Source organism: Microvirga terrae, assembly GCF_013307435.2.
Lineage (GTDB): Bacteria > Pseudomonadota > Alphaproteobacteria > Rhizobiales > Beijerinckiaceae > Microvirga > Microvirga terrae.
In genome coordinates, this window is record NZ_CP102845.1 from 1,735,012 (window position 1) to 1,757,744 (window position 22,733).

The 22,733-nt window shown below is 64.6% G+C and carries 14 protein-coding genes; 9 read left to right on the plus strand and 5 right to left on the minus strand.

Annotation, left to right across the window (positions count from 1 at the left end; translation table 11 throughout):
• Nucleotides 1–27: 27 nt before the first annotated feature.
• The 5 genes from HPT29_RS08140 to treZ all read right to left on the minus strand — a co-directional run bounded on the left by HPT29_RS08140 (nt 28) and on the right by treZ (nt 11,951).
• A complete protein-coding gene (locus tag HPT29_RS08140) occupies nt 28–420 on the minus strand; it encodes a GFA family protein (protein ID WP_173949587.1) in 393 nt (130 codons plus the stop codon).
• 166 nt (nt 421–586) lie between these two features.
• Nucleotides 587–2,794: a glycogen debranching protein GlgX gene (gene glgX, locus HPT29_RS08145; RefSeq protein ID WP_173949586.1), complete on the minus strand. Its 2,208-nt coding sequence runs from the start codon at nt 2,792–2,794 to the stop codon at nt 587–589.
• Between the two features lie 80 nt (nt 2,795–2,874).
• Nucleotides 2,875–5,121, minus strand: a complete 2,247-nt coding sequence (gene glgB, locus HPT29_RS08150) for a 1,4-alpha-glucan branching protein GlgB (RefSeq protein WP_173949585.1) — start codon at nt 5,119–5,121, stop codon at nt 2,875–2,877.
• A 168-nt stretch (nt 5,122–5,289) separates the two neighbouring features.
• Nucleotides 5,290–10,134 (minus strand): malto-oligosyltrehalose synthase, encoded by a 4,845-nt coding sequence (locus HPT29_RS08155; protein ID WP_173949584.1) that lies wholly within the window; start codon nt 10,132–10,134, stop codon nt 5,290–5,292.
• Nucleotides 10,131–11,951, minus strand: a complete 1,821-nt coding sequence (gene treZ / locus HPT29_RS08160; RefSeq protein ID WP_173949583.1) for a malto-oligosyltrehalose trehalohydrolase — start codon at nt 11,949–11,951, stop codon at nt 10,131–10,133. Before treZ ends, HPT29_RS08155 begins: the two co-directional genes overlap by 4 nt.
• Before the next feature lie 255 nt (nt 11,952–12,206).
• Between treZ and glgA the strand changes: the two genes are divergently transcribed.
• From glgA to ureC, 9 genes are all read left to right on the plus strand, one after another.
• Nucleotides 12,207–13,733, plus strand: a complete 1,527-nt coding sequence (glgA, locus tag HPT29_RS08165) for a glycogen synthase GlgA (protein ID WP_173949582.1) — start codon at nt 12,207–12,209, stop codon at nt 13,731–13,733.
• A 311-nt stretch (nt 13,734–14,044) separates the two neighbouring features.
• A complete protein-coding gene (urtA, locus tag HPT29_RS08170; RefSeq protein ID WP_173949618.1) occupies nt 14,045–15,301 on the plus strand; it encodes an urea ABC transporter substrate-binding protein in 1,257 nt (418 codons plus the stop codon).
• A gap of 68 nt (nt 15,302–15,369) precedes the next feature.
• On the plus strand, nt 15,370–16,959 hold the full coding sequence (gene urtB / locus HPT29_RS08175; RefSeq protein ID WP_173949581.1) for an urea ABC transporter permease subunit UrtB: 1,590 nt from the start codon (nt 15,370–15,372) through the stop codon (nt 16,957–16,959).
• Nucleotides 16,956–18,092, plus strand: a complete 1,137-nt coding sequence (gene urtC, locus HPT29_RS08180) for an urea ABC transporter permease subunit UrtC (protein ID WP_173949580.1) — start codon at nt 16,956–16,958, stop codon at nt 18,090–18,092. Before urtB ends, urtC begins: the two co-directional genes overlap by 4 nt.
• Before the next feature lie 3 nt (nt 18,093–18,095).
• Nucleotides 18,096–18,848, plus strand: a complete 753-nt coding sequence (urtD, locus tag HPT29_RS08185) for an urea ABC transporter ATP-binding protein UrtD (RefSeq protein ID WP_173949579.1) — start codon at nt 18,096–18,098, stop codon at nt 18,846–18,848.
• Between the two features lie 2 nt (nt 18,849–18,850).
• Nucleotides 18,851–19,546, plus strand: a complete 696-nt coding sequence (gene urtE / locus HPT29_RS08190) for an urea ABC transporter ATP-binding subunit UrtE (RefSeq protein WP_173949578.1) — start codon at nt 18,851–18,853, stop codon at nt 19,544–19,546.
• Between the two features lie 91 nt (nt 19,547–19,637).
• Nucleotides 19,638–20,375, plus strand: a complete 738-nt coding sequence (locus HPT29_RS08195; RefSeq protein WP_490722750.1) for an urease accessory protein UreD — start codon at nt 19,638–19,640, stop codon at nt 20,373–20,375.
• Nucleotides 20,376–20,384: 9 nt separating this feature from the next.
• Nucleotides 20,385–21,005, plus strand: coding sequence for an urease subunit gamma (locus HPT29_RS08200; protein ID WP_173949576.1), 621 nt, complete (start codon nt 20,385–20,387; stop codon nt 21,003–21,005).
• Entirely contained in the window at nt 21,005–22,732 is a 1,728-nt protein-coding gene (ureC, locus tag HPT29_RS08205) for an urease subunit alpha (RefSeq protein ID WP_173949575.1), read from the plus strand. Before HPT29_RS08200 ends, ureC begins: the two co-directional genes overlap by 1 nt.
• The last annotated feature ends 1 nt before the right edge of the window (nt 22,733 follow it).

The window sequence follows — 22,733 nt, forward strand, 5'->3', positions numbered from 1 at the left end:
CCACGACGGAGCCGACGTGAGTGCGACCTATTCCTCAAATCGGCTCGTGCCGTCGCGGTTGCGGTCGTATCGTTTCCTGAGCGGGAACAGCGGCAGCCAGGACTCGCGGCGGATGGTCCAGAGTTCGTAGGTTGGCATCAGTTGGTCGGGAGCATCCAGGGATCCCAGGTTCACTTCGATCTCGTCTGCGCTGCGCGCGAACACGGACGAGCCGCAACGGGGACAGAAATGCCGGCCGGCATAGTCCCCCGTCTCGCCGCAGATCGTCACCGCTTCCTGAGGGAATATCGCCGAAGCGTGGAAGAGGGCCCCATGATGCTTGCGGCAGTCGAGACAATGGCAGAGGCCGACACGATAGGGTCGCCCTGAGGCCACGATGCGGACGTTGCCGCACAGGCAACCGCCGGTGAAACGGTCCATGCTGCGTCTCCTCCAGATCCAAGGAAGCGGCTTACGATGGACAGCGCTGCCCATCCTGGTCAAGTCACCTAAGCGATCCGGCACACCGCGTGGGCGCGAAAGGTCCGCCCGCGCTCTCCCGCGTCAGTGAACTCGGAGGCGGCCCGCCGCGCCCTCGATGCTCCGTTCAGGCGCTTTTCTTCTTCTCCGCCCTGCGCTGCCTTTCCGGCTTGAGTTGGAAGAGAAGCAGGGAATGAGCCGTCACGGTATATTCCTTCCCGAACCTGAACTCGGTCGGCACCTCCAGGTCGGGCTGATTGGTATCGATGTGGCACATCCAGGCTTCCCCGCCGACCACCTCGGGCAGGGTGCACTTCACCACGTCATGGTGCGCGTTGAGGATCAGCAGCAGGGTCACGTCCGTGCCGCGCCGACGGATGCCGGTCGGCTGGGCGCGGCCATCGAGCAGGATGCTGATGCAGCGGGCGTTCGGATCCTGCCAATGGTCAGGCGTCATCTCGTCTCCGGCAGGCGTGAGCCAGGTCACGTCCTTGACGTCGAGCTCCTCGTTGTAGACGCCGGACAGGAACCGTCCCCTACGCAGGATCGGCAGATCCTGGCGAAGCTGGATGAGTTTGCGGGTGAACTCGAGAAGCTCGATGCCGTCATCGTCGATTCCCTCCCAGTCGATCCAGGAAATCTCGTTGTCTTGGGCATAGGCGTTGTTGTTGCCATGCTGAGTCCGGGCGAACTCGTCGCCGGCGAGCAGCAGGGGCGTTCCCTGCGAGAAGAGCAGGGTGGCGAGCATGTTGCGCATCTGGCGTAGCCGAAGCGTGCGGATCTTCGGGTCGTCCGTGGGACCCTCCGCGCCGTAGTTGAAGGACAGGTTGTGATCGTGACCGTCCTTGTTGTCCTCGCCGTTCGCCTCGTTGTGCTTGTCGTTATAGGAGACGAGATCGTTCAGCGTGAAACCGTCATGGGCGGTGATGAAATTGACGGAGGCCCACGGCCGGCGCCCGCGCTTGTTGAAGATGTCGGCCGATGCGGTGAGGCGGGAGGCCAGTTCCGGCAGCTTGCCTTCCTCCCCCTTCCAGTAGGCCCGCACCGTATCGCGATAGCGATCGTTCCATTCGGCCCATCCGGGCGAGAAGCGGCCGACCTGATAGCCGCCCGGCCCACAATCCCAGGGTTCCGCGATCAGTTTGACCTGGCTGAGCGCCGGATCCTGGCGGCAGGCGTCCAGGAAGCGTCCATCCTCGTCGAATCCGTGCGGCTCGCGGCCGAGAATGGTCGCAAGATCGAAGCGGAAGCCATCGATCTGCACCTCCTGGGCCCAGTAGCGAAGGCTGTCCGTAACCATCTGGAGCACGCGCGAATGGCTGAGATTGACAGTGTTCCCGGTGCCGGTGTCATTGATGTAATAGCGCTTGTCCGGGGCCAGCCGGTAATAGGATGCGTTGTCGATCCCCTTGAAGGACAGGGTCGGCCCCAGCTCGTTGCCCTCGGCCGTATGGTTGTAGACCACATCCAGGATGACCTCGATGCCGGCATCGTGGAGATGGCTCACCATCTCCTTCACCTCGTTCACGAAAGGAGTGGCGAGGTAGCGTGGCTGCGGGGCGAAGAAGCCGATGGAATTGTAGCCCCAGTAGTTCCGCAATCCCTTCTCGATGAGATAGCTGTCATCAACGAAAGCGTGGATGGGAAGGAGCTCGACGGCCGTGACCCCGAGATTCCTGATGTATTCGATCACCTCGTGCTGCATGAGGCCCGAGAAGGTGCCGCGCAGCTCTCGGGGCACGGCCGGGTGCTGCATGGTGAAGCCGCGCAGATGAGTCTCGTAGATGATCGTGCGTTCCCACGGAGTCTGAGGCCGGCGCATGCGTCCCCATGTGAAGGCCGATTCCACGACCCGACATTTCGGCATGAAGCGCGCGCTGTCCCGTTTGTCGAACGACAGATCGGCATCCGGCGAGCCGATGGTGTAGCCGAACAGGGCCGGGTTCCAGACCAGATCGCCGACGAGCTGCCGGGCGTAGGGATCGAGCAGGAGTTTGTTCGGGTTGAAGCGGTGACCCTCCTTCGGATCGTAGGGACCGTAAACCCGGTAGCCATAGGTCGTCCCCGGCCGCGCATCCGGCAGGTATCCATGCCAGACCTCGTCCGTATATTCCGGCAGCTCGATCCGCTCGAGCTCGTTGCGCCCCTCCAGGTCGAACAGGCAGAGTTCCACCTTCGTGGCATTGGCGGAGAAGATGGCGAAGTTGACGCCCAATCCGTCCCAAGTCGCCCCGAGCGGGTAGGGCAGTCCCTCCCGCACGCGGGAAGTACGCCTCACGTTCGGAGCGACGATCTGAGCAGCCGGGAGCTCACGGGTATCGACTTTGTCGTTCATCTGGAATCTCGGGAACCAAGCGGAGCAAAACGTTCACTTCGTCAACGCACGAAGCTTGGGGAAGTCCCACGCAAGCGGGACTATATGTTCGCGCCCGATCCATCCTGGTCGAGGACGAGAATGACCGTCGCGAGGGGCGGAATCGTGAGGGTCAGAGAGCAGGGCTGGCCATGGCTCGGCGTGCCCGCGGCCACGACCCCGCCGAGATTGCCCACGTTGCCGCCGCCATACTGGGCGGCATCCGTGTTGACCGCTTCCCGATAGGAGCCCGGCAGCGGAACACCGATGCGATAACCTTCCCGGGGAACGGGCGTGAAGTTGGACACGACGATGGCAAGCGACCTCTCGTCGTCGCCCCGGCGCGCCCACGCGATGACGCTGTTGTCGCGGTCATCGGCCACGAGCCACTCGAATCCCTTCGCGTCGCAATCGCGTTCATGCAAGGCGGGAATGGCACGATAGGCGCGGTTCAGGTCCCCAATGAGCGTCTGCATGCCCTTGTGGTAGGAGTCACCCAGGAGATGCCAGTCGAGGCTCTCGTCGTGGTTCCACTCCCGCTCCTGGGCGAACTCGCCTCCCATGAACAGAAGCTTCTTGCCGGGATGCCCCCACATGAAGCCGAAATAGGCTCGAAGATTGGCAAATTTCTGCCAGCGATCGCCCGGCATCTTGCTGATGAGCGAGCCCTTGCCATGGACGACTTCATCGTGGCTCAGCGGCAGGATGAAGTTCTCCGAGAAGGCGTAGAGCAGGCCGAAGGTGAGGTCATGATGATGGTATTGCCGGAAGACAGGATCCTTGCTGATGTAGCGAAGGGTGTCGTGCATCCAGCCCATGTTCCATTTGAATCCAAAGCCGAGGCCTCCCGTGTAGGTCGGCTGCGAAACGCCCGGCCAGGCGGTGGACTCCTCCGCGATGGTGATCGCGCCCGGCGAGGTGGCGTAGGCAACCTCGTTCATCTTGCGGATGAAGTCGATGGCGCCGAGATTCTCGTTGCCGCCATAGCGGTTCGGGATCCACTCCCCGGGCTTGCGCGAATAGTCGAGGTAGAGCATCGACGCGACCGCATCGACCCGCAACCCGTCGAGGTGGTAGCGCTCCAGCCAGAAGCGGGCGTTGGCCACGAGGAAGCTCATCACCTCGCGGCGTTCGAAATTGTAGATGTAGGTGCCCCAATCCTGGTGAAATCCCAGTCGGGGATCGGCATGCTCGTAGAGATGCGTCCCGTCGAAATAGGACAATCCATGCGGATCATTCGGGAAATGCGCCGGCACCCAGTCGAGGATGACCCCAATTCCGGCTGCGTGCGCCGCCTCGACGAACGCCGCGAAGTCCTCCGGCGTGCCGAAGCGGCTCGTGGGAGCATACAGTGAAATGGTCTGATAGCCCCATGAGCCGTCGAACGGATACTCGGTGATCGGCAGAAGCTCGATATGCGTGAAGCCGAGGTTCTTCACGTATGGGATCAGCCGCACGGCCAATTCGCGATAGGTGAGATAGCGATTGCCTTCCTCGGGAACGCGGGCCCAGGAGCCGAGATGACACTCGTAGATCGACATCGCGGCCTTGCGATGATTCTGCGCGGACCGCGAGGTCATCCACGCGCTGTCCTGCCAGTCGAATGCTGGTGTTCGTCTGAGAATGGAGGCCGTCGCAGGCGGGTGCTCCGCGGCAAACGCGATGGGATCGGCCTTGAGGGCGAGAAGGTTGCCGTGCAGTCCGATGATCTCGAACTTGTAGCGCTGATCCGGCCGCACGTCCGGAATGAACAATTCCCAGATTCCACCCTCATGGCGGCGGCGCATGAGGTGGCAGCGCCCATCCCAAGCGTTGAAATCACCTACGACGCTGACCCGGCGGGCATTGGGCGCCCAGACGGTGAAGAGGAAGCCGTGGATGCCACCGAGGTCGAGAAAATGAGCGCCGAGCTTCGTGTAGACGGCATCGCTTGTCGGATCGCCGATCCGTACGAGGTCGTCATGCGACAGGAAGGTTCCGAAGCTGTAGGGATCGTGTCGGATCTCGGTGTTGCCCTGCCTCTCGATCCGCAGCCGGTAGTCGGGCCGGTCGGTGGCGCTGAAGGAGGCAACGAGGAGACCATCCGGCGGCATCCGCTCCATGGTGCCGAGAACCGTCTGTCCGTCCCGGTCCACAACCGACACGACCTCGACATCCGGCACGATGGCACGGATCTCCCACCGGCCCGGAGAAACCTCGTGCGGACCGAGAACCGAGAATGGATCGCCCGAATTGACGATCTCGGCAACCGATGGCGGCTCGACCGGGCGCGTCGGAGCGCTCTGCGATCCACGGCGGTGCTGATCCATTCGGCTGTTCCCCTTCATATGCTGTCCCGTGGGCGCCGACGAGCGGCATAGGCCCATGCAATCCGTTGAGAGATCTCATTATGGAGCAGGCCCAGGCTCGGACCAGAACCATCTGGGTCCTCTCATGGATGTTGCGGCAAACTTTGTTAATGCGGTGCGCCGTCCGCCTCACTCACGCTTTAGGACGACCAAGGGAAGGGGAGACATGAGCGACGCGATCTGCTGCCGATCACCGTCGATCACAATATCGTCTCCTGTGAGGATGTTGCGCCAGCGTCCGTGGGGCAAGGTAACGGTGGTGCCGCCCCAGGCGGAGGGATCGACGACCTGGCTGTCTCGGGGCATCAGCCGACCCCAAAGGCGAGGCACGACAGCGGCCAGAGCCGTCTCGCCGTGCTGCCTTCCGAAGGCGATCAGGCGAGACGTCTGTTCGCCCTCGACCGACAGTGGCTGGTAGCTGCCCTCGGCATAGAGTGTGGGAGATTCGGCACGATCGTGAAGCAGTCTCATCAGGACATGCTGCTTGATCCGCCCGTCCGGCCAGGTTTTCAGGAGCGTTGCCAAGGGCTCGTTCGAGGCGAGCGCCGCCATGCGGGCTTCGTAGTCCACCGGGCGGCGGTTGTCCGGATCGACGAGGGAGAGGTCCCAGAACTCGGTGCCCTGATAGATGTCGGGTACGCCCGGCAGCGTCATCTTCAGGACGGTCCGCGACAGACCGTTCAGCATGCCGAGTAGGGCAAGGCGTCGGGCGAGAGGCTGAAAGCGACCCAGGATGGGAGTAGCGGGATCGAGGGCGACCTGCAGAAGCTTGCGGGCCGCGTCTTCATAGGCTTCGTTCGGGGCCACCCAACTCGTATGCCGCTTGGCCTCCCGGAGAGCTTTGGTGAGGTATTCATTCACACGCTCGTGAAACGCGGCAAGCTGCTGGCCGTCGAGCCTTTCCACAAGCTCCTGGGGCCAAGCGCCGAGCAGGGCCTGGAGCAGGATCACCTGGTCGTTGGCGTCGGGCGCGGCTACACCATCCATCTGCGACAGATGAGGGGCGGCAACCTCGCGCCAGAGTTCGAGCGCCTGCTCCCATTCCTCTGGCATTTCCGACAGGGCGAGAAGGCGCGCCCGCGCATCCTCGCCCCTTTTGGTGTCATGTGTCGCAGTGGCGATCATCGCATGTGGCCAATTTCGGGCGCGGTCCGCATTCGCCTGATGGAAGGCGTCGGGGGACAGGCCGAAATGGCCCGGGTCCCCGCCGACTTCGTTGAGGGCGATCAAGCGTCCATAGCGGTAGAACAAGGTGTCTTCCAAGCTCTTGGCCATGACGGGACCAGTCAGCTGCTGGAACCGCTGCCGGAACCGGTGGATGTCGGCCGGGTCCGCTGCCGCCTCGCCGAGCAGCGCGGAGGCGACGAAGGCGTGGACGCTTCGATCGGCCAGGGTGCTTGATCGCTGAGCGGCCCGGACGGTCTCGCCGATCAACTCCATATCCGCGACCTCAGGCTCCGCGTCGCCGAGATAGCTGCGGTAGACTGGGAAAGCGGCAATAATCTCGATCAGAGCGCGGCGGAGGGAGAAGGCCGTATAGTCCCGCGTGCGCCGGTCGGCATCGGCGATCGCCTTGATGTCTGAGACCAGAGCCTCCAACTCGCTAGCGAAGTTCTTCTCGGTGATCTCGACCTTCGCGACTTTCAGCAGTTCGTCATAGGAGCCCTGAAGTCCCGAGGCTTGACGATAGATGTGCTCGAACCGTTCGCCGGCCTCCGCATTCACCAGGACGCCGTCGATCACGTTGAGCACGTCGTAGCCGGACGTTCCGGCGACCGGCCAGCGACGCAGCTCCTCGCCGGGCTCCAAGATCTTCTCGACCGCGACGTAGAAGCCCGGTCCCACCTTCTGCTGGAGGGCGCGGGTATAGCCCTCCGGATCGGCGAGACCGTCGATATGGTCGATTCGCAGACCGTGGACGAGGCCCTCATTCACGAGACGGACGATGAGCTCGTGCGTCTTGTCGAAGATCTCCGGGATCTCGACCCGAATGCCCGCCAGGGTGTTAATGTCGAAGAAGCGGCGGTAGTTGATGTCGCTCGATGCCACCCGCCAGTAGGAGAGGCGATAGGCCTGTGCTTCGAGGAGTCGATGCAGGGTGTTGAAGCTCTCAGGCTGTCCAGGGACGCCGTTGACGGCTGCGACGGCGCTCTCGATGGCCTTCTTCAGTCGAGGGGAGGCGCCGACTGCCTGCGCAAGGTCGCGCTTCAGCTGTTCCCCCTCGTCCGGTAGGTCGTCTTGGCCACCGCGTGATGTGGGATTCTCCAGCGCCCTCAGGCGCTCGGTGATGCGACGCAACTCTATGGCTTCTGCTGGATCATCGAGGATGGCAAGCGCACGGTCGAGCACGACCGGGTATGTGGTCGGGCGGATCGGAAACCTGTGCTCCCAGTGCCAGACGCTCAAGGAGCCCTCCGCCGCGTCGAATTTCAGCTGGAGCTCGCCCTCCTCCAGGACTTCGCCGTAGAGCCCGCCCAGGGACGGGACAACGAGCTTGCCGTCGGCGCCGGGCCGCTCCCAGTCGATGTCGAAGGCTTGAGCGACCGGGGAGAGTTGGCCCCATTCCAGCACCGAGAGCCACCAGCCGTTGTCCTTCCCGCCCACGCCCATGTGGTTGGGCACGATGTCGAGGAGGAGCTTGAGACCGTGCTCCTTCAGGGCGTTCGAGAGGCGGCGGAAGCCGGCCTCGCCGCCGAGTTCCGGATTGATCGTCGAATGGTCGACGATGTCATATCCGTGGGTTGATCCTGGGGCCGCCGTCTGGATCGGCGACGAATAGACGTGGCTGATGCCGAGCTTCGCCAGATAGGGCACGATCTTCACCGCATCGTCGAAGGTGAAGTCCTTGTGGAACTGCAGCCGGTAGGTCGCTCTCGGCGGGGGCGAAGCGAGAGCGTTCCGGCGGGCGCGGACGTCCCGTCCTTCCTCGGCCAATGCGACGGCGAGCCTAGGCATCAGGCTGCCGGGCGCACCGATGGCCTCGATCGTGTTCGACAGGCGCCGGCGCCAGTTTGGGTGGCCCATATCCATGCCCGGCATGTTGGGCTGATTCAGCTCGCCCGAAGCGTCCTCGATCTGCAGAGCCGTGAGGACGGACGACGTGCGGCCGAGATAGCGGACCGTTTCCTCGAGGGGCGGCATCTCCGGAATCTGCCGGCAGGGGAGAAGGCCTTCCCCTGCAAGAGCCTCGGTCAGGTGGCGCTTGTCGGCTGCCCGTCCGAGGCGCTCGTCGGCCGCCCGCGCGGGCTCGAAGATGCCCAGCGTCTGGCGCAGGTCGATATCGAGGCCCCGCCACCAGCCGGCGAAAGTCGGCAGGTCGTGGGTGGTCAGGACGGCCAGCGCCGAGCGGGGATAGTCACCCGGTGTATTGAAGGCCGCTCCCTCCCGTTCGAAGGGCAGCACCCGGTAGCTGAGGACGCCCGATTCCATGATGGCGTCGGAGAAGCCTTCCGGGGCCGTACCCAGATCCTCGGCGATCACCAGGCATTGGGCGCGGTGGCTCTCCACGCGCAGAACCGCGAGCATCGCCTCGAACGGGTAATCCACATAGGCGCCCTGGGACGCGGGGGCTCCCGACGGGATGAGGAACAGCCGCTGCAGCTGGAACGCGTGGTCGATCCGGATCGCGCCCGCATGGCGCATATTGGCCGCGACGAGATCGCGGAAGGCGGCCAGCCCCTGCTCCTCCAGGGTAAGCGGGTTGAAGGGCGGCAGACCCCAGTCCTGGCCCTGCGGGCCGAGCGGATCCGGCGGCGCCCCTATGGAGAGTTTCGGGGCGTAACGCTCCGGCGCCGCCCAGATCTCGGATCCGCTACCATCGGCTCCCACGGCGAGATCCCGGTAAAGGCCGATGGGCAGGCCCGCCCCCCGGGCCCGCTCGGCCGCCTGCGCGAGCTGGAGGTCGGCAAGCCATTGCAGCCAGGCATGGAACGCCACCCGATCCGGGTGGTCCAGGCGGAAGCGCCGGACTGCCACGGAATGAACCGAGCGGTACTCCTCCGGCCAGTCGCCGATCCAGAACCGCCCTTGACTCTGGAAATGTTCGGACAGCGCCTCAAAGGTGGCGTGCGCCTCCAGTGCCTCGCCGCCCGTACGCCGGAAGGCCTCAAAGGCGGAATGGTCGCCTGACGTCCGATGATGCGCCCACAGGGCCTCGAGCAGCGGACGCTTGACCGCCCAGACCTCGGCATAATCGATCAGCTGAGCGCGTCTAAGCTGGGCGAGCCGCTCCTGCAGGTCTGGACTTTCGAGGAGCTCCTGGGCGCCGCTCTCGACGAAGCCCTCCACGGCGGTCGGGTCGAGATAGAGAGATTCGAGGAAGAGGCGCGAGGACGGTGAATAGGGCGATATCTTGGAGCGATCCGAGGCGAAGAGCGCGTGAACGGGGCTCAAGCCGAGGAAAGCGCCGCCGAGGCGGCCGACATTCTGGGCCAGAAGCGCCACGTCGGCATAGTCGCCGATGCCGAAGTCCCGCTCAGAGCGCAGAGAATAGATCTGGGCGGCCGCGCCCCAGAGCCGGGTCTCTCCTTGGAGGGCCTCGGGCTCGAAGCATCGGGACGGGGCCGCGATGATCGTCGTCTCCTGGTCGCCGAGCCGGAACCGATGATAGCCCATCTGCAGGGTGGGAAGGTCGAGGGCGGTGTCGTTCCTCGCAAGGCGTCCTTCATGGACCGCTCCATCCTCCTCGATCAGGATCCAGGACATGGGACCGGGCGCGGCGCGGAAGGCGAGGGTCGAGGCCCTGTCCGCATCGACCGTGATGACGGCCGGGACCGGCCCATGCCTCAAACGCTCCAGCCGGGCCAGGCTCTCCTGTGCGCCCGCCTCGGATGCAATGTCGAGGCCAAGAGCCGCCAGCAGCGTCCGCCGGGTCGACGGGCTGGTCTCGACGCTCTGGCCGAACGCGTCGGTGTAGTCTGGGGAGATACCGACAAGGGCGGCCATGCGCTCCACGAGAGCGTCCAGCTTGCTCATGCCGATTGTCCTTTCATGATGATGCCGGACCAGGGGGGAAGTTGCAGGTTCGTGCCGCCCGGGTCGAGACCCGGACTGGACCAGAGCACGCGGGTCCCGTTCTCGATGGCCCCGTTCGCGGGAGCGTCGCCGAAATTCGCGAGAAGGCGAAGAGATCCACCGGCGAAGGTCCAGGTCACGTCGAGGGTCCTGTCAGGCGACAGCGTGTAGTCCGAGCCGCCGTAACCGCCCTTGAGCAGCGGAACGATCTCGGTCCGCCTCAGATCGAGCAGATGACGGGTCTGCGCGAGAACCTCCCGGTGCGGGGACCGGTCTGCCTCCGACCAGTCGATCCGCGACTGCTCGAAGGTTGCCCGGTCCGTCGGATCGGGGATCCTCTGCGACATTTCCGGATCCGTGAAGGCCTTGAAGCGCTTGAACTCGCCCCGCCGCCCGTCCCGGACGGCCCTGGCCAGGTCGGGCTCGCTTTCAAAGTCGACGAAGAACTGGAAAGGCGTCGAGGCACCCCATTCCTCGCCCATGAACAGCAACGGGATCTGCGGCGAGAGCAGGAAAATGCCTTGAGCGAGGGCGAGCCGCTCCGGCGGGATGAGGTGTGCCAAGCGCTCGCCGAAGGCGCGGTTGCCGACCTGGTCGTGGTTCTGCAGGAACGCCACGAAGGCGCTCGGCGGCAGATGGCCCGATTTCTCGCCACGAACAATGCCGTCCTTGTGCGGCGAGGGATCGCCCTGATAGGCGAAGCCTTCCGCTAGCGCACGGCCGAGATGCTGGAGCGGCCTGTTCGCATAATCCTCGTAATAGCCCTCGTTCTCGCCGGTCAGGAGGGCGTGCCAGGAATTGTGGATGTCGTCCGCCCACTGCGCCGTGTGAAGCCTCGGCTTGTGGTTGTCGTCGCGGTTGAGCCAGCGTGCCTGGTTGGCTTCGTTCTCGAGAACGAGATGGACATGGCGGCCGGGGATCGCCTCGCGGATGCGGTTTGCCAGCTCTTCGATGAAGTGGGGATTCCCATCGTCGGTGATGGCGTGGACCGCATCAAAACGCAGGCCGTCGATGTGGAATTCCTCCAGCCAGTAGAGCGCGTTGTGGAAGAAGAAGTCGCGCACCACGGAGCTGCCTTCTCCGTCCACGTTGATGCCGGCGCCCCAGGGAGTCGGATGCCGTTCGGTGAAGAAGGTCTTCGCATAGGCGTGGAGATAGTTTCCCGAGGGGCCGAAGTGGTTGTAGACCACGTCGAGGAACACCATCAGGCCGAGCTCGTGCGCCCGCTCCACGAGACGCTTGAGATCCTCCGGGCTGCCATAGGCCGCATCCGGTGCGTAAGGCAGGACGCCGTCATAGCCCCAATTGCGCCGGCCCGGGAACTCGCCGATCGGCATGAGCTCGACCGCCGTGACGCCGAGGTCGCGCAGAACCTCGAGCTTGGTCATCAGGCCCGTATAGGTGCCCTCGGGCGTGGCCGTGCCCACATGGACTTCATAGAGAACGGTTTCCTCCCAGGGTCGTCCCGTCCATGCCGTGTCCGACCATTCGTAGGATTGAGGATCGACGACGAGGCTGAGCCCATGGACGTCGTCGGGCTGGAAACGGGAAGCGGGGTCCGGAACGGTGAGGTTGCCCTCGATCCTGTAGCCGTAGCGGCTCCCGGGGTGAGCGTTCGCCGACACGACACGGTACCAGCCGTCCTGATCCGCACTCAGCGGCAACTCGGACCCGGCGAGAACAAGACGCACATCGCCGGCCGTTGGCGCCCACAGGGCAAAGCGAACGCCATCGGGGGTTATCTCAGCCCCAAAGGGCATGGAGTGAACACGCCGCATCTGATCTCCGGAAAACATCGAGGAAAGCACTTGCGAACGAGCATGAAAAGGCAATGTTCCAAGGGCCGATAAAAAAACGGCCAAGCTCGCCTCCGGGCCACGCAAGCTATGCAGTATGCGAATGGGAAATCCGTCCGATCGAGCTAGTCAGAAATTTCGCGAAATTTTTTCGGAACCTTTTCGCAGGTGCGAGAGTTAGACAGCGCGACTGCCTGTGGCGCGGGGGTCGCTGGGGATCGCGCCGCCTGAGCGAACATGCTGGAATCATTTCAACTGGAAGCCCGTGGGGCTTACCCGACAGTGGCGCATGCCGAGTTGCAGGGCGGCGTCCAGCCGTCGATTTCGGTCACACGCCGTCAGTCTATTCTCTTTGTGACGTCCGAGATTGCCGATTACATCAAAGCCGGCGGCCTCGGCGAAGTGTCGGCCGCCTTGCCGCGCGCGCTCCGTCACCATTACGACGTGCGCATCCTGATCCCAGGCTATCGTCAGGTTCTGTCGCAGATCGGCCACGTCGAGGAAATCGCGCGGTTGCCGGCCTCTTTCGGAATTCCCGCCTGCGGCCTGGGGCGCGGCACGACGCAGGACGGCTTGACCGTATACGTTCTGCTCTGCCCGGAGCTCTACGATCGTGACGGATCGCCTTACGTCGACAGCTTCGGCGCGGACTGGAGCGACAACGACATCCGCTTCGCGAGGCTCGGCCTCGCGGCCGCCGACATCGCCTGCGGCAACGGCGACCATCTGTGGCGCGCCGACCTTCTCCACCTCAACGATTGGCCGTCCGGTCTCGCATCGGCATATCTCGCCTGGCGCGGGCAGCACATCCCGACGATCCTGACTATTCACAACCTTGCCTATCAGGGCATCTTCGACCGCAATCGATTGTCGCATCTCGGCATTCCCGATGCCGCGTTCCAGATCAACGGCGTCGAGTTCTACGGCAAGCTCTCCTTCCTGAAGGCGGGCATCTATTATTCATCTCACATCACGACGGTCAGCTCCACCTATGCTCATGAGATCACCCGGCCGGAATTCGGCTGCGGCCTCGACGGGCTTTTGCGGACCTGTGCGGAGCAGGGAAGGCTGGACGGCATCATCAACGGCATCGACGCGAGCTGGGATCCGAGCACGGATCCGTATCTCGTCAGCCCCTTCTCGGCGGAGAATTGCCGGGGCAAGCGGGCCAATGCCAACAACGTGCGCGAGAATTTCGGCCTCGCACTGTCGAGTGGGCCTCTCTTTGCGGTCGTCTCCCGTCTGGTCCACCAGAAGGGGGTTGATCTTGCCATCTCGGCGGCCGAGACCATCGTGTCGCAGGGCGGCCAGATCGCCGTCATCGGCCAGGGCGAGCCGCGCTTCGAGGCCGAGCTTCAGGCCCTTGCAACCCGTCATCCGGGCTCCGTGGGCGTGAAGATCGGCTATGACGAGGGAGATGCACGGCGCATGTATGCGGGCAGCGACTTCCTGCTCATGCCGTCGCGGTTCGAGCCCTGCGGCCTCAGCCAGATGTATGCGCAGCGCTTCGGCTCTCTGCCTATCGCCCACAAAACCGGCGGGCTCGCCGACACCATCGAGGACGGCGTCAACGGCTTCCTCTTCGGCGAGCCCTCGCTGAACCGTTTCAAGGACGCCATCAAGCGCGGGCTCGAGGCGTTCCGCTCGCGCCCGCGCCTGACCGCCATGCGCCGTGCCGCGATGAAGCGGCCGCACGGGTGGGATCGCTCCGCATCGCGGTATCAGGAAGTCTACGAACGGGCACGTCAGGCGGCGCTCGCGTGACCCTTGCTGCACATTGATCGTTGAGAGAATGGGCTGAACGCGCGTCGGCCCATTTTTCGTGCAACACGACCATCCGACGATCATCGTTGTCATGATGTTGCAGCCTTATTCTTAAGCCTTTGACGCTTTTTCGGGCAAAGCACGCGCGTTCGCGTTTCCAGCCCCGTTCGTCCCGCGGCTCCGGCACTCTGCGCGATTAGAGAAGATCGCTGCTGGCATGGTTCTTGCGTTAGGTCCCGCTGCTGCACCTGAAACAGGGCAGCCAAGGGAGAGGACCTATGTCGATGTTGAATGTGACCCGCAGACACCTCATGGCGCTGGCCTCTGCCGCGCTGGTTTCCGGCGCCGTGATAGGAACGGCGCAGGCGCAGGAGACCATCAAGGTCGGTGTTCTGCATTCTCTGTCCGGCACGATGGCGATCAGCGAGACGACCCTGAAGGACGTCATGCTGATGCTCATCGAGGAGCAGAACAAGAAGGGTGGTCTGCTCGGCAAGAAGCTCGAGGCGGTGGTGGTTGATCCGGCCTCCAACTGGCCGCTCTTCGCCGAAAAGGCGCGCGAATTGATCAGCCAGAACAAGGTCTCGGCCGTGTTCGGTTGCTGGACATCCGTGTCGCGCAAGTCCGTGCTGCCGGTGTTCAAGGAATTGAACAGCATCCTCTTCTACCCGGTGCAGTACGAGGGCGAGGAGAGTGAGCGCAACGTGTTCTACACGGGCGCTGCGCCGAACCAGCAGGCGATCCCCGCCGTCGATTACCTGGCCAAGGAAGAGAAGGTCGAGCGCTGGGTTCTCGCCGGAACCGACTACGTCTATCCGCGCACGACCAACAAGATCCTCGAGGCCTACCTGAAGTCCAAGGGCGTGAAGGTCGAGGACATCATGATCAACTACACGCCGTTCGGCCATTCGGACTGGCAGACCATCGTGGCGGACATCAAGAAGTTCGGCTCGGCCGGCAAGAAGACCGCCGTGGTCTCCACCATCAACGGCGACGCCAACGTGCCATTCTACAAGGAGCTGGCGAACCAGGGCGTGAAGGCGACGGACATTCCGGTCGTGGCCTTCTCGGTCGGCGAGGAGGAACTCGCCGGCATCGACACGAAGCCGCTCGTCGGCCACCTCGCGGCCTGGAACTACTTCCAGTCGGTCGATACGCCGGACAACAAGGCCTTCATCGAGAAGTGGAAGGCCTTCACCAAGAACGACAAGCGCGTCACCAACGATCCCATGGAAGCGCACGTGATCGGATTCAACATGTGGGTGAAGGCGGTGGAGAAGGCAGGCAGCATCGATCCGGACAAGGTGATCGACGCGATCGTCGGCGTCGAGGTCCCGAACCTCACGGGGGGCACGTCCAAGATGCTCCCGAACCACCACATCACCAAGCCGGTCCTGATCGGCGAGATCAAGGAGGATGGGCAGTTCGAGACCGTCTCTCAGACCGACGCGCTCGTTCCCGGCGACGCATGGTCCAAGTATCTCGACGGTTCGAAGGACCTGATTGCCGACTGGAAGGATCTCAAGTGCGGCAACTACAACACGGTCACGAAGAAGTGCGGCGCCTGACCGCCTGACGAAAATGGGGGCGGCCGTCGCGGCCGTCCTCACCTTGTCCTCCTTTTGAAGAAGATTGCATGACCCGCTTGCGCTGCCTTCTGCAGGCCTTCGTTCTGCTGATCGGAATGGCGTCCGCCGTCGTGGCGGGACCCTATGAAGACGCGTTGCCCAAGTTCGCGGCGGACAGCTATTCCGATACGGAGGCCGCGATCGGCGCCGTTGCGGGGAGCGGTCACCCGCAGGCGCTGAACCTCGTCGAAGCCTTGCGCGATGGCCGCCTGATGGTTGCCGCCGGGCAGGTGTACATTCGCAACTCGGCCGGCCAATTCGCGGAAGCGGCGACCGGACGGTCGATCGAATCTCCCGCAGGCGCCAAGCCCGTGCGCGTCAACAACCGCGTCCGGCGCGCTGTCGAAGCGGCGTTCGGCAGCATGACTCTGCTCAGCCCCGATGCCGGAATACGCCTCGATGCCGCCCGCGCGGTGTTCCGCTCGCGTGATGGGGCAGCACTGCCGACCCTCGAAACCGCCATCGCGCAGGAGAGCGACGCGGCCGTAAAGGGAGCTCTCGAGAGCGCTCGCGCGGCCGTCCTCCTGGCCAAGCCAGATGCCTCGTCGTCCGAGATGCTCGCAGCCATCGACACCCTGCGCGCCCGCGGCGATCAGGATGCGCTGGCGCTTCTCTCGTCCCTGCCTCAGGGAACACCTGCGGATGTGTCGGACACCGCCACCAAGGCGGCCGAGGGGATCCGCTCGCGGCTGGCGGTCTGGAACGCCGCGCAGAACGTCTGGTACGGCATCTCCCTCGGGTCCGTCCTGCTGCTCGCAGCCATCGGCTTGGCCATCACCTTCGGAACCATGGGCGTCATCAACATGGCCCATGGCGAAATGGTCATGATCGGCGCCTACACGACCTTCCTGGTCCAGGAGACGATCCGCACCCACGCGCCCGGCCTGTTCGGCGTATCGCTCTTCATCGCGCTGCCGCTCGCCTTCCTCGTGGCTGGCCTGATCGGCATCCTCATCGAGCGCACGGTGATCCGCTTCCTCTACGGTTGGGCGCTCGAAACGCTGCTCGCAACATGGGGCATCTCGCTCATCCTGCAGCAGGGCGTGCGCACGATCTTCGGCCCGACGAACCGCGAGGTCGGAACCCCCGCCTGGATGAGCGGCGCACTGGAGATCGGGGGGCTGAGCCTCACCTACAACCGCATCGCCATCGTGGTCTTCTCCTTCGCAGTCTTCGCCACCCTGCTGCTCGTCCTGCGCTACACGTCGCTCGGGCTCTATGTCCGTGCCGTCACGCAGAACCGGCGCATGGCGGGCTCCATGGGGATCCGGACGAACCGCATCGACGCGCTCGCCTTCGGCCTTGGATCTGGCGTCGCCGGCATCGCCGGCGTGGCGCTCTCGCAGATCGACAACGTGAGCCCCAATTTGGGTCAGGGCTACATCATCGACAGCTTCATGGTGGTCGTGTTCGGCGGCGTCGGCAATCTCTGGGGCACGCTGGTCGGCGCCATGACGCTCGGCATCGCCAACAAGCTGCTCGAGCCCTATGCGGGCGCGGTGCTCGGCAAGATCGTGCTGCTCGTCGCGATCATTCTGTTCATCCAGAGGCGTCCGCGCGGGCTCTTCGCGCTGAAAGGCAGGGCGGTCGAAGCATGACAACGCAATCCGTGCTCGATCGTCAGAGCATCATCGTCCTCCTCCTGCTCGCGGCGGCCGCCGTGCTGGTTCCCGTCCTGAACGGCGCGGTGGTGCCGGGATCCCCGCTCCACCTGTCGGATCACCTCGTGCCGCTGCTCGGCAAGTACGTGTGCTTCGCGCTGCTCGCCCTCTCGGTCGATCTGATCTGGGGCTTCTGCGGGATCCTCTCGCTGGGCCACGGCGCGTTCTTCGCCCTCGGCGGCTATGCCATGGGGATGTATCTGATGCGCCAGATCGGCCCGCGGGGCGTCTATGCCGATCCGGTCCTGCCTGATTTCATGGTGTTCCTGAACTGGAAGGAACTCCCCTGGTTCTGGCAGGGCTTCGATTGGTTCCCGTTCGCGGCCCTCATGGTGCTCCTCGTGCCGGGCATCCTCGCCTTCGTGTTCGGCTGGTTCGCCTTCCGCTCGCGGGTGACGGGCGTGTATCTGTCCATCATCACGCAGGCGATGACCTTCGCCCTGATGCTCTCGTTCTTTCGAAACGACATGGGCTTCGGCGGCAACAACGGACTGACCGATTTCAAGGACATCCTCGGCTTCCCGATCCAGGCTGCGTCCACACGCATCGTCCTGTTCGTGCTCTCGGTCGCGGCGCTCGCCGCCGGTTACCTCATCTGCCGGTGGGTGGTGAACTCCAAGTTCGGCAAAGTTCTCGTGGCGGTGCGCGACGCGGAGAGCCGGACCCGCTTCCTCGGCTACCGGGTCGAGCACTACAAGATCGCCGTCTTCACCCTCTCGGCCATGCTGGCAGGCGTCGCGGGCGCGCTCTACGTGCCGCAGGTCGGCATCATCAACCCGAGCGAATTCGCGCCGGCGAACTCCATCGAGGTGGTGATCTGGGTGGCGGTGGGCGGCCGCGGCACGCTCGCCGGCCCGATCCTCGGCGCCCTCCTGGTCAATGCGGGCAAGACTTGGTTCACCGGCATGCTGCCGGAGTTCTGGCTGTTTGCGCTCGGCAGCCTCTTCGTCTTCGTCACGCTCCTGATGCCGCGCGGCATTCTCGGCGCGGCCAAGGATCTTTATGCCCACGCCGAACAGCGGCTGAAGCCGAGGCCCCTGTCCGAGCCGGTCTCGCAGGCGGCGGAGTAACCCATGAGCGCACCCGTCACTCCGACCCTCCTCTACCTCGACAACGTCTCCGTCTCCTTCGACGGTTTCCGCGCCCTGAATGCGCTGTCGCTTGCCGTCGACCATTCGGAGATGCGTGCCATCATCGGGCCGAACGGCGCCGGCAAGACCACGATGATGGACGTGATCACCGGCAAGACCCGCCCCAACGAGGGCACGGCGCTGTTCGACGGCTCCCACGATCTGACGGCACTTGATGAGGCCGCCATCGCGGAACTCGGGATCGGCCGCAAGTTCCAGACCCCGACCGTCTTTGAGATGCACACCGTCGAGGACAACATCCTGCTCGCCCTCAAAGAGAACCGCTCTCCCTTCGCAACCCTCCTGTCGCGGCGCACGGCCCGCGAGCGCGAGCGGATCAACGCGCTGCTGGAACGCGTGCGATTGACGGGCCACCGCCATCGCAAGGCAGGGGAATTATCGCATGGCCAGAAGCAATGGCTCGAGATCGGCATGCTGCTGGCGCAGCAGCCCAAGCTCCTCCTGATCGACGAGCCTGCTGCGGGAATGACGGATCAGGAGACCGCCGACACGGCCGATCTCCTGCGCGACATTGCCACGACGCAGGCGGTTATCGTGGTGGAGCACGACATGACCTTTGTGCGCGACCTCGGCGTGAAGGTCACGTGCCTGCACGAGGGCTCGGTGCTCGCCGAGGGATCGCTCGACGCGGTAAGCGCCAACGAGCGAGTGGTCGAGGTCTATCTGGGGCGATGACGATGCTGTCTGTCGAGAATCTATCCCTCTACTACGGCGCCGCGCAGGCGCTGCGCGGCGTATCCGTCGCCGCCTCCGTGGGCGAGGTCACCTGTGTGCTCGGCCGGAATGGCGTCGGCAAGACGTCGCTCCTGCGCGCCATCGCCGGCCACCGGTCGATCGCGGGCGGCAGCATCCGGTTCGACGGCCGGGACATCGCACGCCTGAAGCCGTTCGAGCGGGCGGCGCTCGGCATCGCCTACGTGCCACAGGGCCGGGAGATCTTTCCGCTCCTCACGGTCAAGGAAAACCTCGAGACGGGCTTTGCCCCATTGAAGCGTGGCGAGAAAACGATCCCCGAGGAGGTCTTCGAGCTGTTCCCGGTGCTGAAGTCGATGCTGGGCCGCCGGGGCGGCGACCTGTCCGGCGGGCAGCAGCAGCAGCTCGCCATCGGTCGGGCGCTCGTCACCCGTCCGCGCCTGCTCGTGCTCGACGAGCCGACGGAAGGGATCCAGCCGTCGATCATCAAGGATATCGGCCGGGCGATCGCCTACTTGCGCGAACGGAAGGATATGGCCATCCTCCTGGTCGAGCAATATTTCGACTTCGTGCGCGACCTGGCCGACCGGTTCGTGGTGATGGAGCGCGGCGAGATCGTGCAGGATGGCGACCGCTCGGCGCTCGAGGGAGACGATGTACGTCAGCGCTTGGCCATTTGATGGTAATTCCCCGCCGGTCTCTCAAGAGCGTCAGCGTGCCGTCGGTCGTGTCGCGTTCAGCGCGACCGGCCTGGGCGGCCGTACGCGGCCCATGCGGATCGAGGAGAGCGGATCCATGCGGATCAGGCTTCCGAAGGGCGAGGGACGAGGGCTCGATGCCGTTCTCGTCAACACGGCCGGAGGCATCGCGTGCGGCGATCGCTTCTCCGTCGCGGTCGAGGCGCGCACAGGCGCCGCCGTCACCGTTGCGACACCGGCCGCCGAGAAGGTCTACCGCTCGGACGGGCCAATCGCGGAGCTGTCGGTCGATCTCACGGTCGAGGCCGGCGCGCGGCTCGATTGGCTTCCGCAGGAAACCATTCTGTTCGACAGGGCGCGCCTACGCCGCAGCCTCACGGCCGACATGCCCGAGGATGCGCGGCTGACCGTGTTCGAGGCTGTCGTGTTCGGGCGCGAAGCGCGCGCCGAGCACATCACGGACGGCCTCTTCGAGGATCGCTGGCGCATCAGGCGGGCAGGACGCCTCGTCTATGCCGACACGCTGCGCCTCGATGGGCCGATCGCCGATCGTCTCCGGAAACCCAGTGTCGGAAAGGGCGCCCGTGCCTTCGCCACCATGGTCCATGTGGCGCCGGACGCCGAGGCGCGGCTCGACGAGGTGCGCAACCATTTGTCCTCTAGCGGCGGCTGCGAGTCTGCGGCGGGTGCCTGGAACGGGCTTCTCGCCGTCCGCTTCTGCGCCATGACCATCGAGTCGCTGCGCAAGGCCGCTGTTCCGTTTCTGCTCGCCTTCCGCGGTGCGCCTATGCCGCGCGTCTGGCTCAGCTAGGGTCAAACCATGCAACTCACTCCTCGCGAAAAAGACAAGCTCCTGATCGCCATGGCTGCCATGGTGGCCCGCCGCCGGCTGGAACGCGGCGTCAAGCTCAATCATCCGGAAGCCATCGCGCTCATCACCGACGCGGTCGTGGAGGGCGCGCGGGACGGGCGCTCCGTCGCTGAGCTGATGGAGGCCGGCGCACATGTGATCACGGTCGACCAGGTCATGGAGGGCGTCGCCGAGATGATTCACGACGTGCAGGTGGAGGCGACCTTTCCCGATGGCACCAAGCTCGTGACCGTGCATCACCCGATCCGCGGCGCAGCCTCGAAGGACGTGCCCGGCGAGGTGACCGCGCAGCAGGGCGAAATCGTCTTCAACGAGGGCGCCGAGCGTACCGTCGTCACCGTGGCGAATACCGGCGACCGTCCGATCCAGGTCGGCAGCCATTATCATTTCTTCGAGACGAACCCCGCCTTATCGTTCGATCGCGAGAAGGCGCGCGGCATGCGGCTCGACATCGTGCCTGGCACGGCTGTGCGCTTCGAGCCCGGATCCACCCGCGAAGTGGTGCTCGTTCCGCTTTCCGGCAGGCGCGAGGTCCACGGGTTCCGACAGGCCGTGATGGGAGCGCTCTGATGTCGAACGCGAGAAAGCCTGCTTCGCTCCCACGCTCGGCTTACGCCGACATGTTCGGCCCCACCGTGGGCGACCGCATTCGCCTGGCCGATACAGCCCTGGTGATCGAGGTGGAGAAGGACTTCACCACCTATGGCGAGGAGGTGAAGTTCGGCGGCGGCAAGGTCATCCGCGACGGGATGGGGCAGTCGCAGGCGACCCGCGCCCATGGCGCCGTCGACACGGTCATCACCAACGCGGTGATCCTCGACCATTGGGGCATCGTGAAGGCCGATATCGCCATCGCGGGCGGGCGGATCGCCGCGATCGGCAAGGCCGGCAATCCGGATGTGCAGCCCAACGTCGACATCGTTATCGGGCCGGGCACGGAGATCATCGCGGGGGAAGGCAAGATCATCACGGCCGGCGGCTTCGACTCGCATATCCATTTCATCTGCCCACAGCAGATCGACGAGGCGCTGATGTCGGGCATCACCACGATGCTCGGCGGCGGCACGGGACCGGCGACCGGCACCTTCGCCACCACCTGCACGCCGGGTCCGTGGCACATCGCCCGCATGATCGAGGCCGCCGATGCCTTTCCGATGAACCTCGCCTTCACGGGCAAGGGCAATGCCTCGAAGCCCGGCGCCCTGGAGGAGATGATCGAGGCCGGCGCCTGTGCGCTCAAGCTCCATGAGGACTGGGGCACGACACCGGCGGCGATCGACTGCTGCCTGTCGGTGGCCGATGCCTATGACGTGCAGGTGATGATCCACACCGACACGCTCAACGAATCCGGCTTCGTCGAGGACACGATCGCGGCCTTCAAAGGCCGCACAATCCACGCCTTCCACACGGAGGGCGCGGGCGGAGGGCATGCACCGGACATCATCAAGGTGGCTGGACTGCCCAATGTGCTGCCGTCCTCCACCAACCCGACGCGGCCCTATACGGTGAACACCATCGACGAGCATCTCGACATGCTCATGGTCTGCCATCACCTGTCACCATCAATCCCGGAGGATCTCGCCTTCGCGGAGAGCCGAATCCGCAAGGAAACAATCGCCGCGGAGGACATCCTGCACGATATCGGCGCGCTGTCGATGATGTCGTCCGACAGCCAAGCCATGGGGCGCGTCGGCGAGGTCATCATCCGCACATGGCAGACCGCGCATAAGATGAAGGTCCAGCGCGGCGCGCTTCCCGGTGAGAGCGGCGGCAACGACAACCTCCGCGCCCGGCGCTATGTGGCGAAATACACGATCAACCCGGCCATCGCCCACGGCGTGTCCCGACACATCGGATCGGTCGAGGTCGGCAAGCTCGCCGATCTCGTGGTCTGGACGCCGGCCTTCTTCGGCGTGAAGCCCGATCTCGTGTTGAAAGGAGGCGCAATCGCGGCCGCTCTGATGGGCGACCCCAATGCGTCGATCCCGACACCGCAGCCGGTGCATTACCGGCCAATGTTCGGCGCCTACGGCCGGGCGCTCGTCACCACGTCGCTCACCTTCGTGTCGAAGGCCGCGGTGGAGAACGGGCTTGCGGCAAAGCTCGGCGTCCAGAAGCCGCTCGTCGCGGTCGAGAACGTCCGCGGCGGGATCGGCAAGAAAGACATGGTGCATAACGATGCGACCCCGGTCATCGAGGTCGATCCCGAAACCTACGACGTCCGTGCCGATGGCGAGCTGCTCGTCTGCGAACCCGCAACAATCCTTCCCATGGCTCAACGATACTTCCTGTTCTGAT

Excerpts from the sequence above, each read along its gene's own strand:
- HPT29_RS08140 (WP_173949587.1), bottom strand. The coding sequence starts at position 420 with ATGGACCGTTTCACCGGCGGTTGCCTGTGCGGCAACGTCCGCATCGTG.
- glgX (WP_173949586.1), bottom strand. The coding sequence starts at position 2,794 with ATGAACGACAAAGTCGATACCCGTGAGCTCCCGGCTGCTCAGATCGTC.
- glgB (WP_173949585.1), bottom strand. The coding sequence starts at position 5,121 with ATGGATCAGCACCGCCGTGGATCGCAGAGCGCTCCGACGCGCCCGGTC.
- HPT29_RS08155 (WP_173949584.1), bottom strand. The coding sequence starts at position 10,134 with ATGAGCAAGCTGGACGCTCTCGTGGAGCGCATGGCCGCCCTTGTCGGT.
- treZ (WP_173949583.1), bottom strand. The coding sequence starts at position 11,951 with ATGCGGCGTGTTCACTCCATGCCCTTTGGGGCTGAGATAACCCCCGAT.
- glgA (WP_173949582.1), top strand. The coding sequence starts at position 12,207 with ATGCTGGAATCATTTCAACTGGAAGCCCGTGGGGCTTACCCGACAGTG.
- urtA (WP_173949618.1), top strand. The coding sequence starts at position 14,045 with ATGGCGCTGGCCTCTGCCGCGCTGGTTTCCGGCGCCGTGATAGGAACG.
- urtB (WP_173949581.1), top strand. The coding sequence starts at position 15,370 with ATGACCCGCTTGCGCTGCCTTCTGCAGGCCTTCGTTCTGCTGATCGGA.
- urtC (WP_173949580.1), top strand. The coding sequence starts at position 16,956 with ATGACAACGCAATCCGTGCTCGATCGTCAGAGCATCATCGTCCTCCTC.
- urtD (WP_173949579.1), top strand. The coding sequence starts at position 18,096 with ATGAGCGCACCCGTCACTCCGACCCTCCTCTACCTCGACAACGTCTCC.
- urtE (WP_173949578.1), top strand. The coding sequence starts at position 18,851 with ATGCTGTCTGTCGAGAATCTATCCCTCTACTACGGCGCCGCGCAGGCG.
- HPT29_RS08195 (WP_490722750.1), top strand. The coding sequence starts at position 19,638 with ATGCGGATCGAGGAGAGCGGATCCATGCGGATCAGGCTTCCGAAGGGC.
- HPT29_RS08200 (WP_173949576.1), top strand. The coding sequence starts at position 20,385 with ATGCAACTCACTCCTCGCGAAAAAGACAAGCTCCTGATCGCCATGGCT.
- ureC (WP_173949575.1), top strand. The coding sequence starts at position 21,005 with ATGTCGAACGCGAGAAAGCCTGCTTCGCTCCCACGCTCGGCTTACGCC.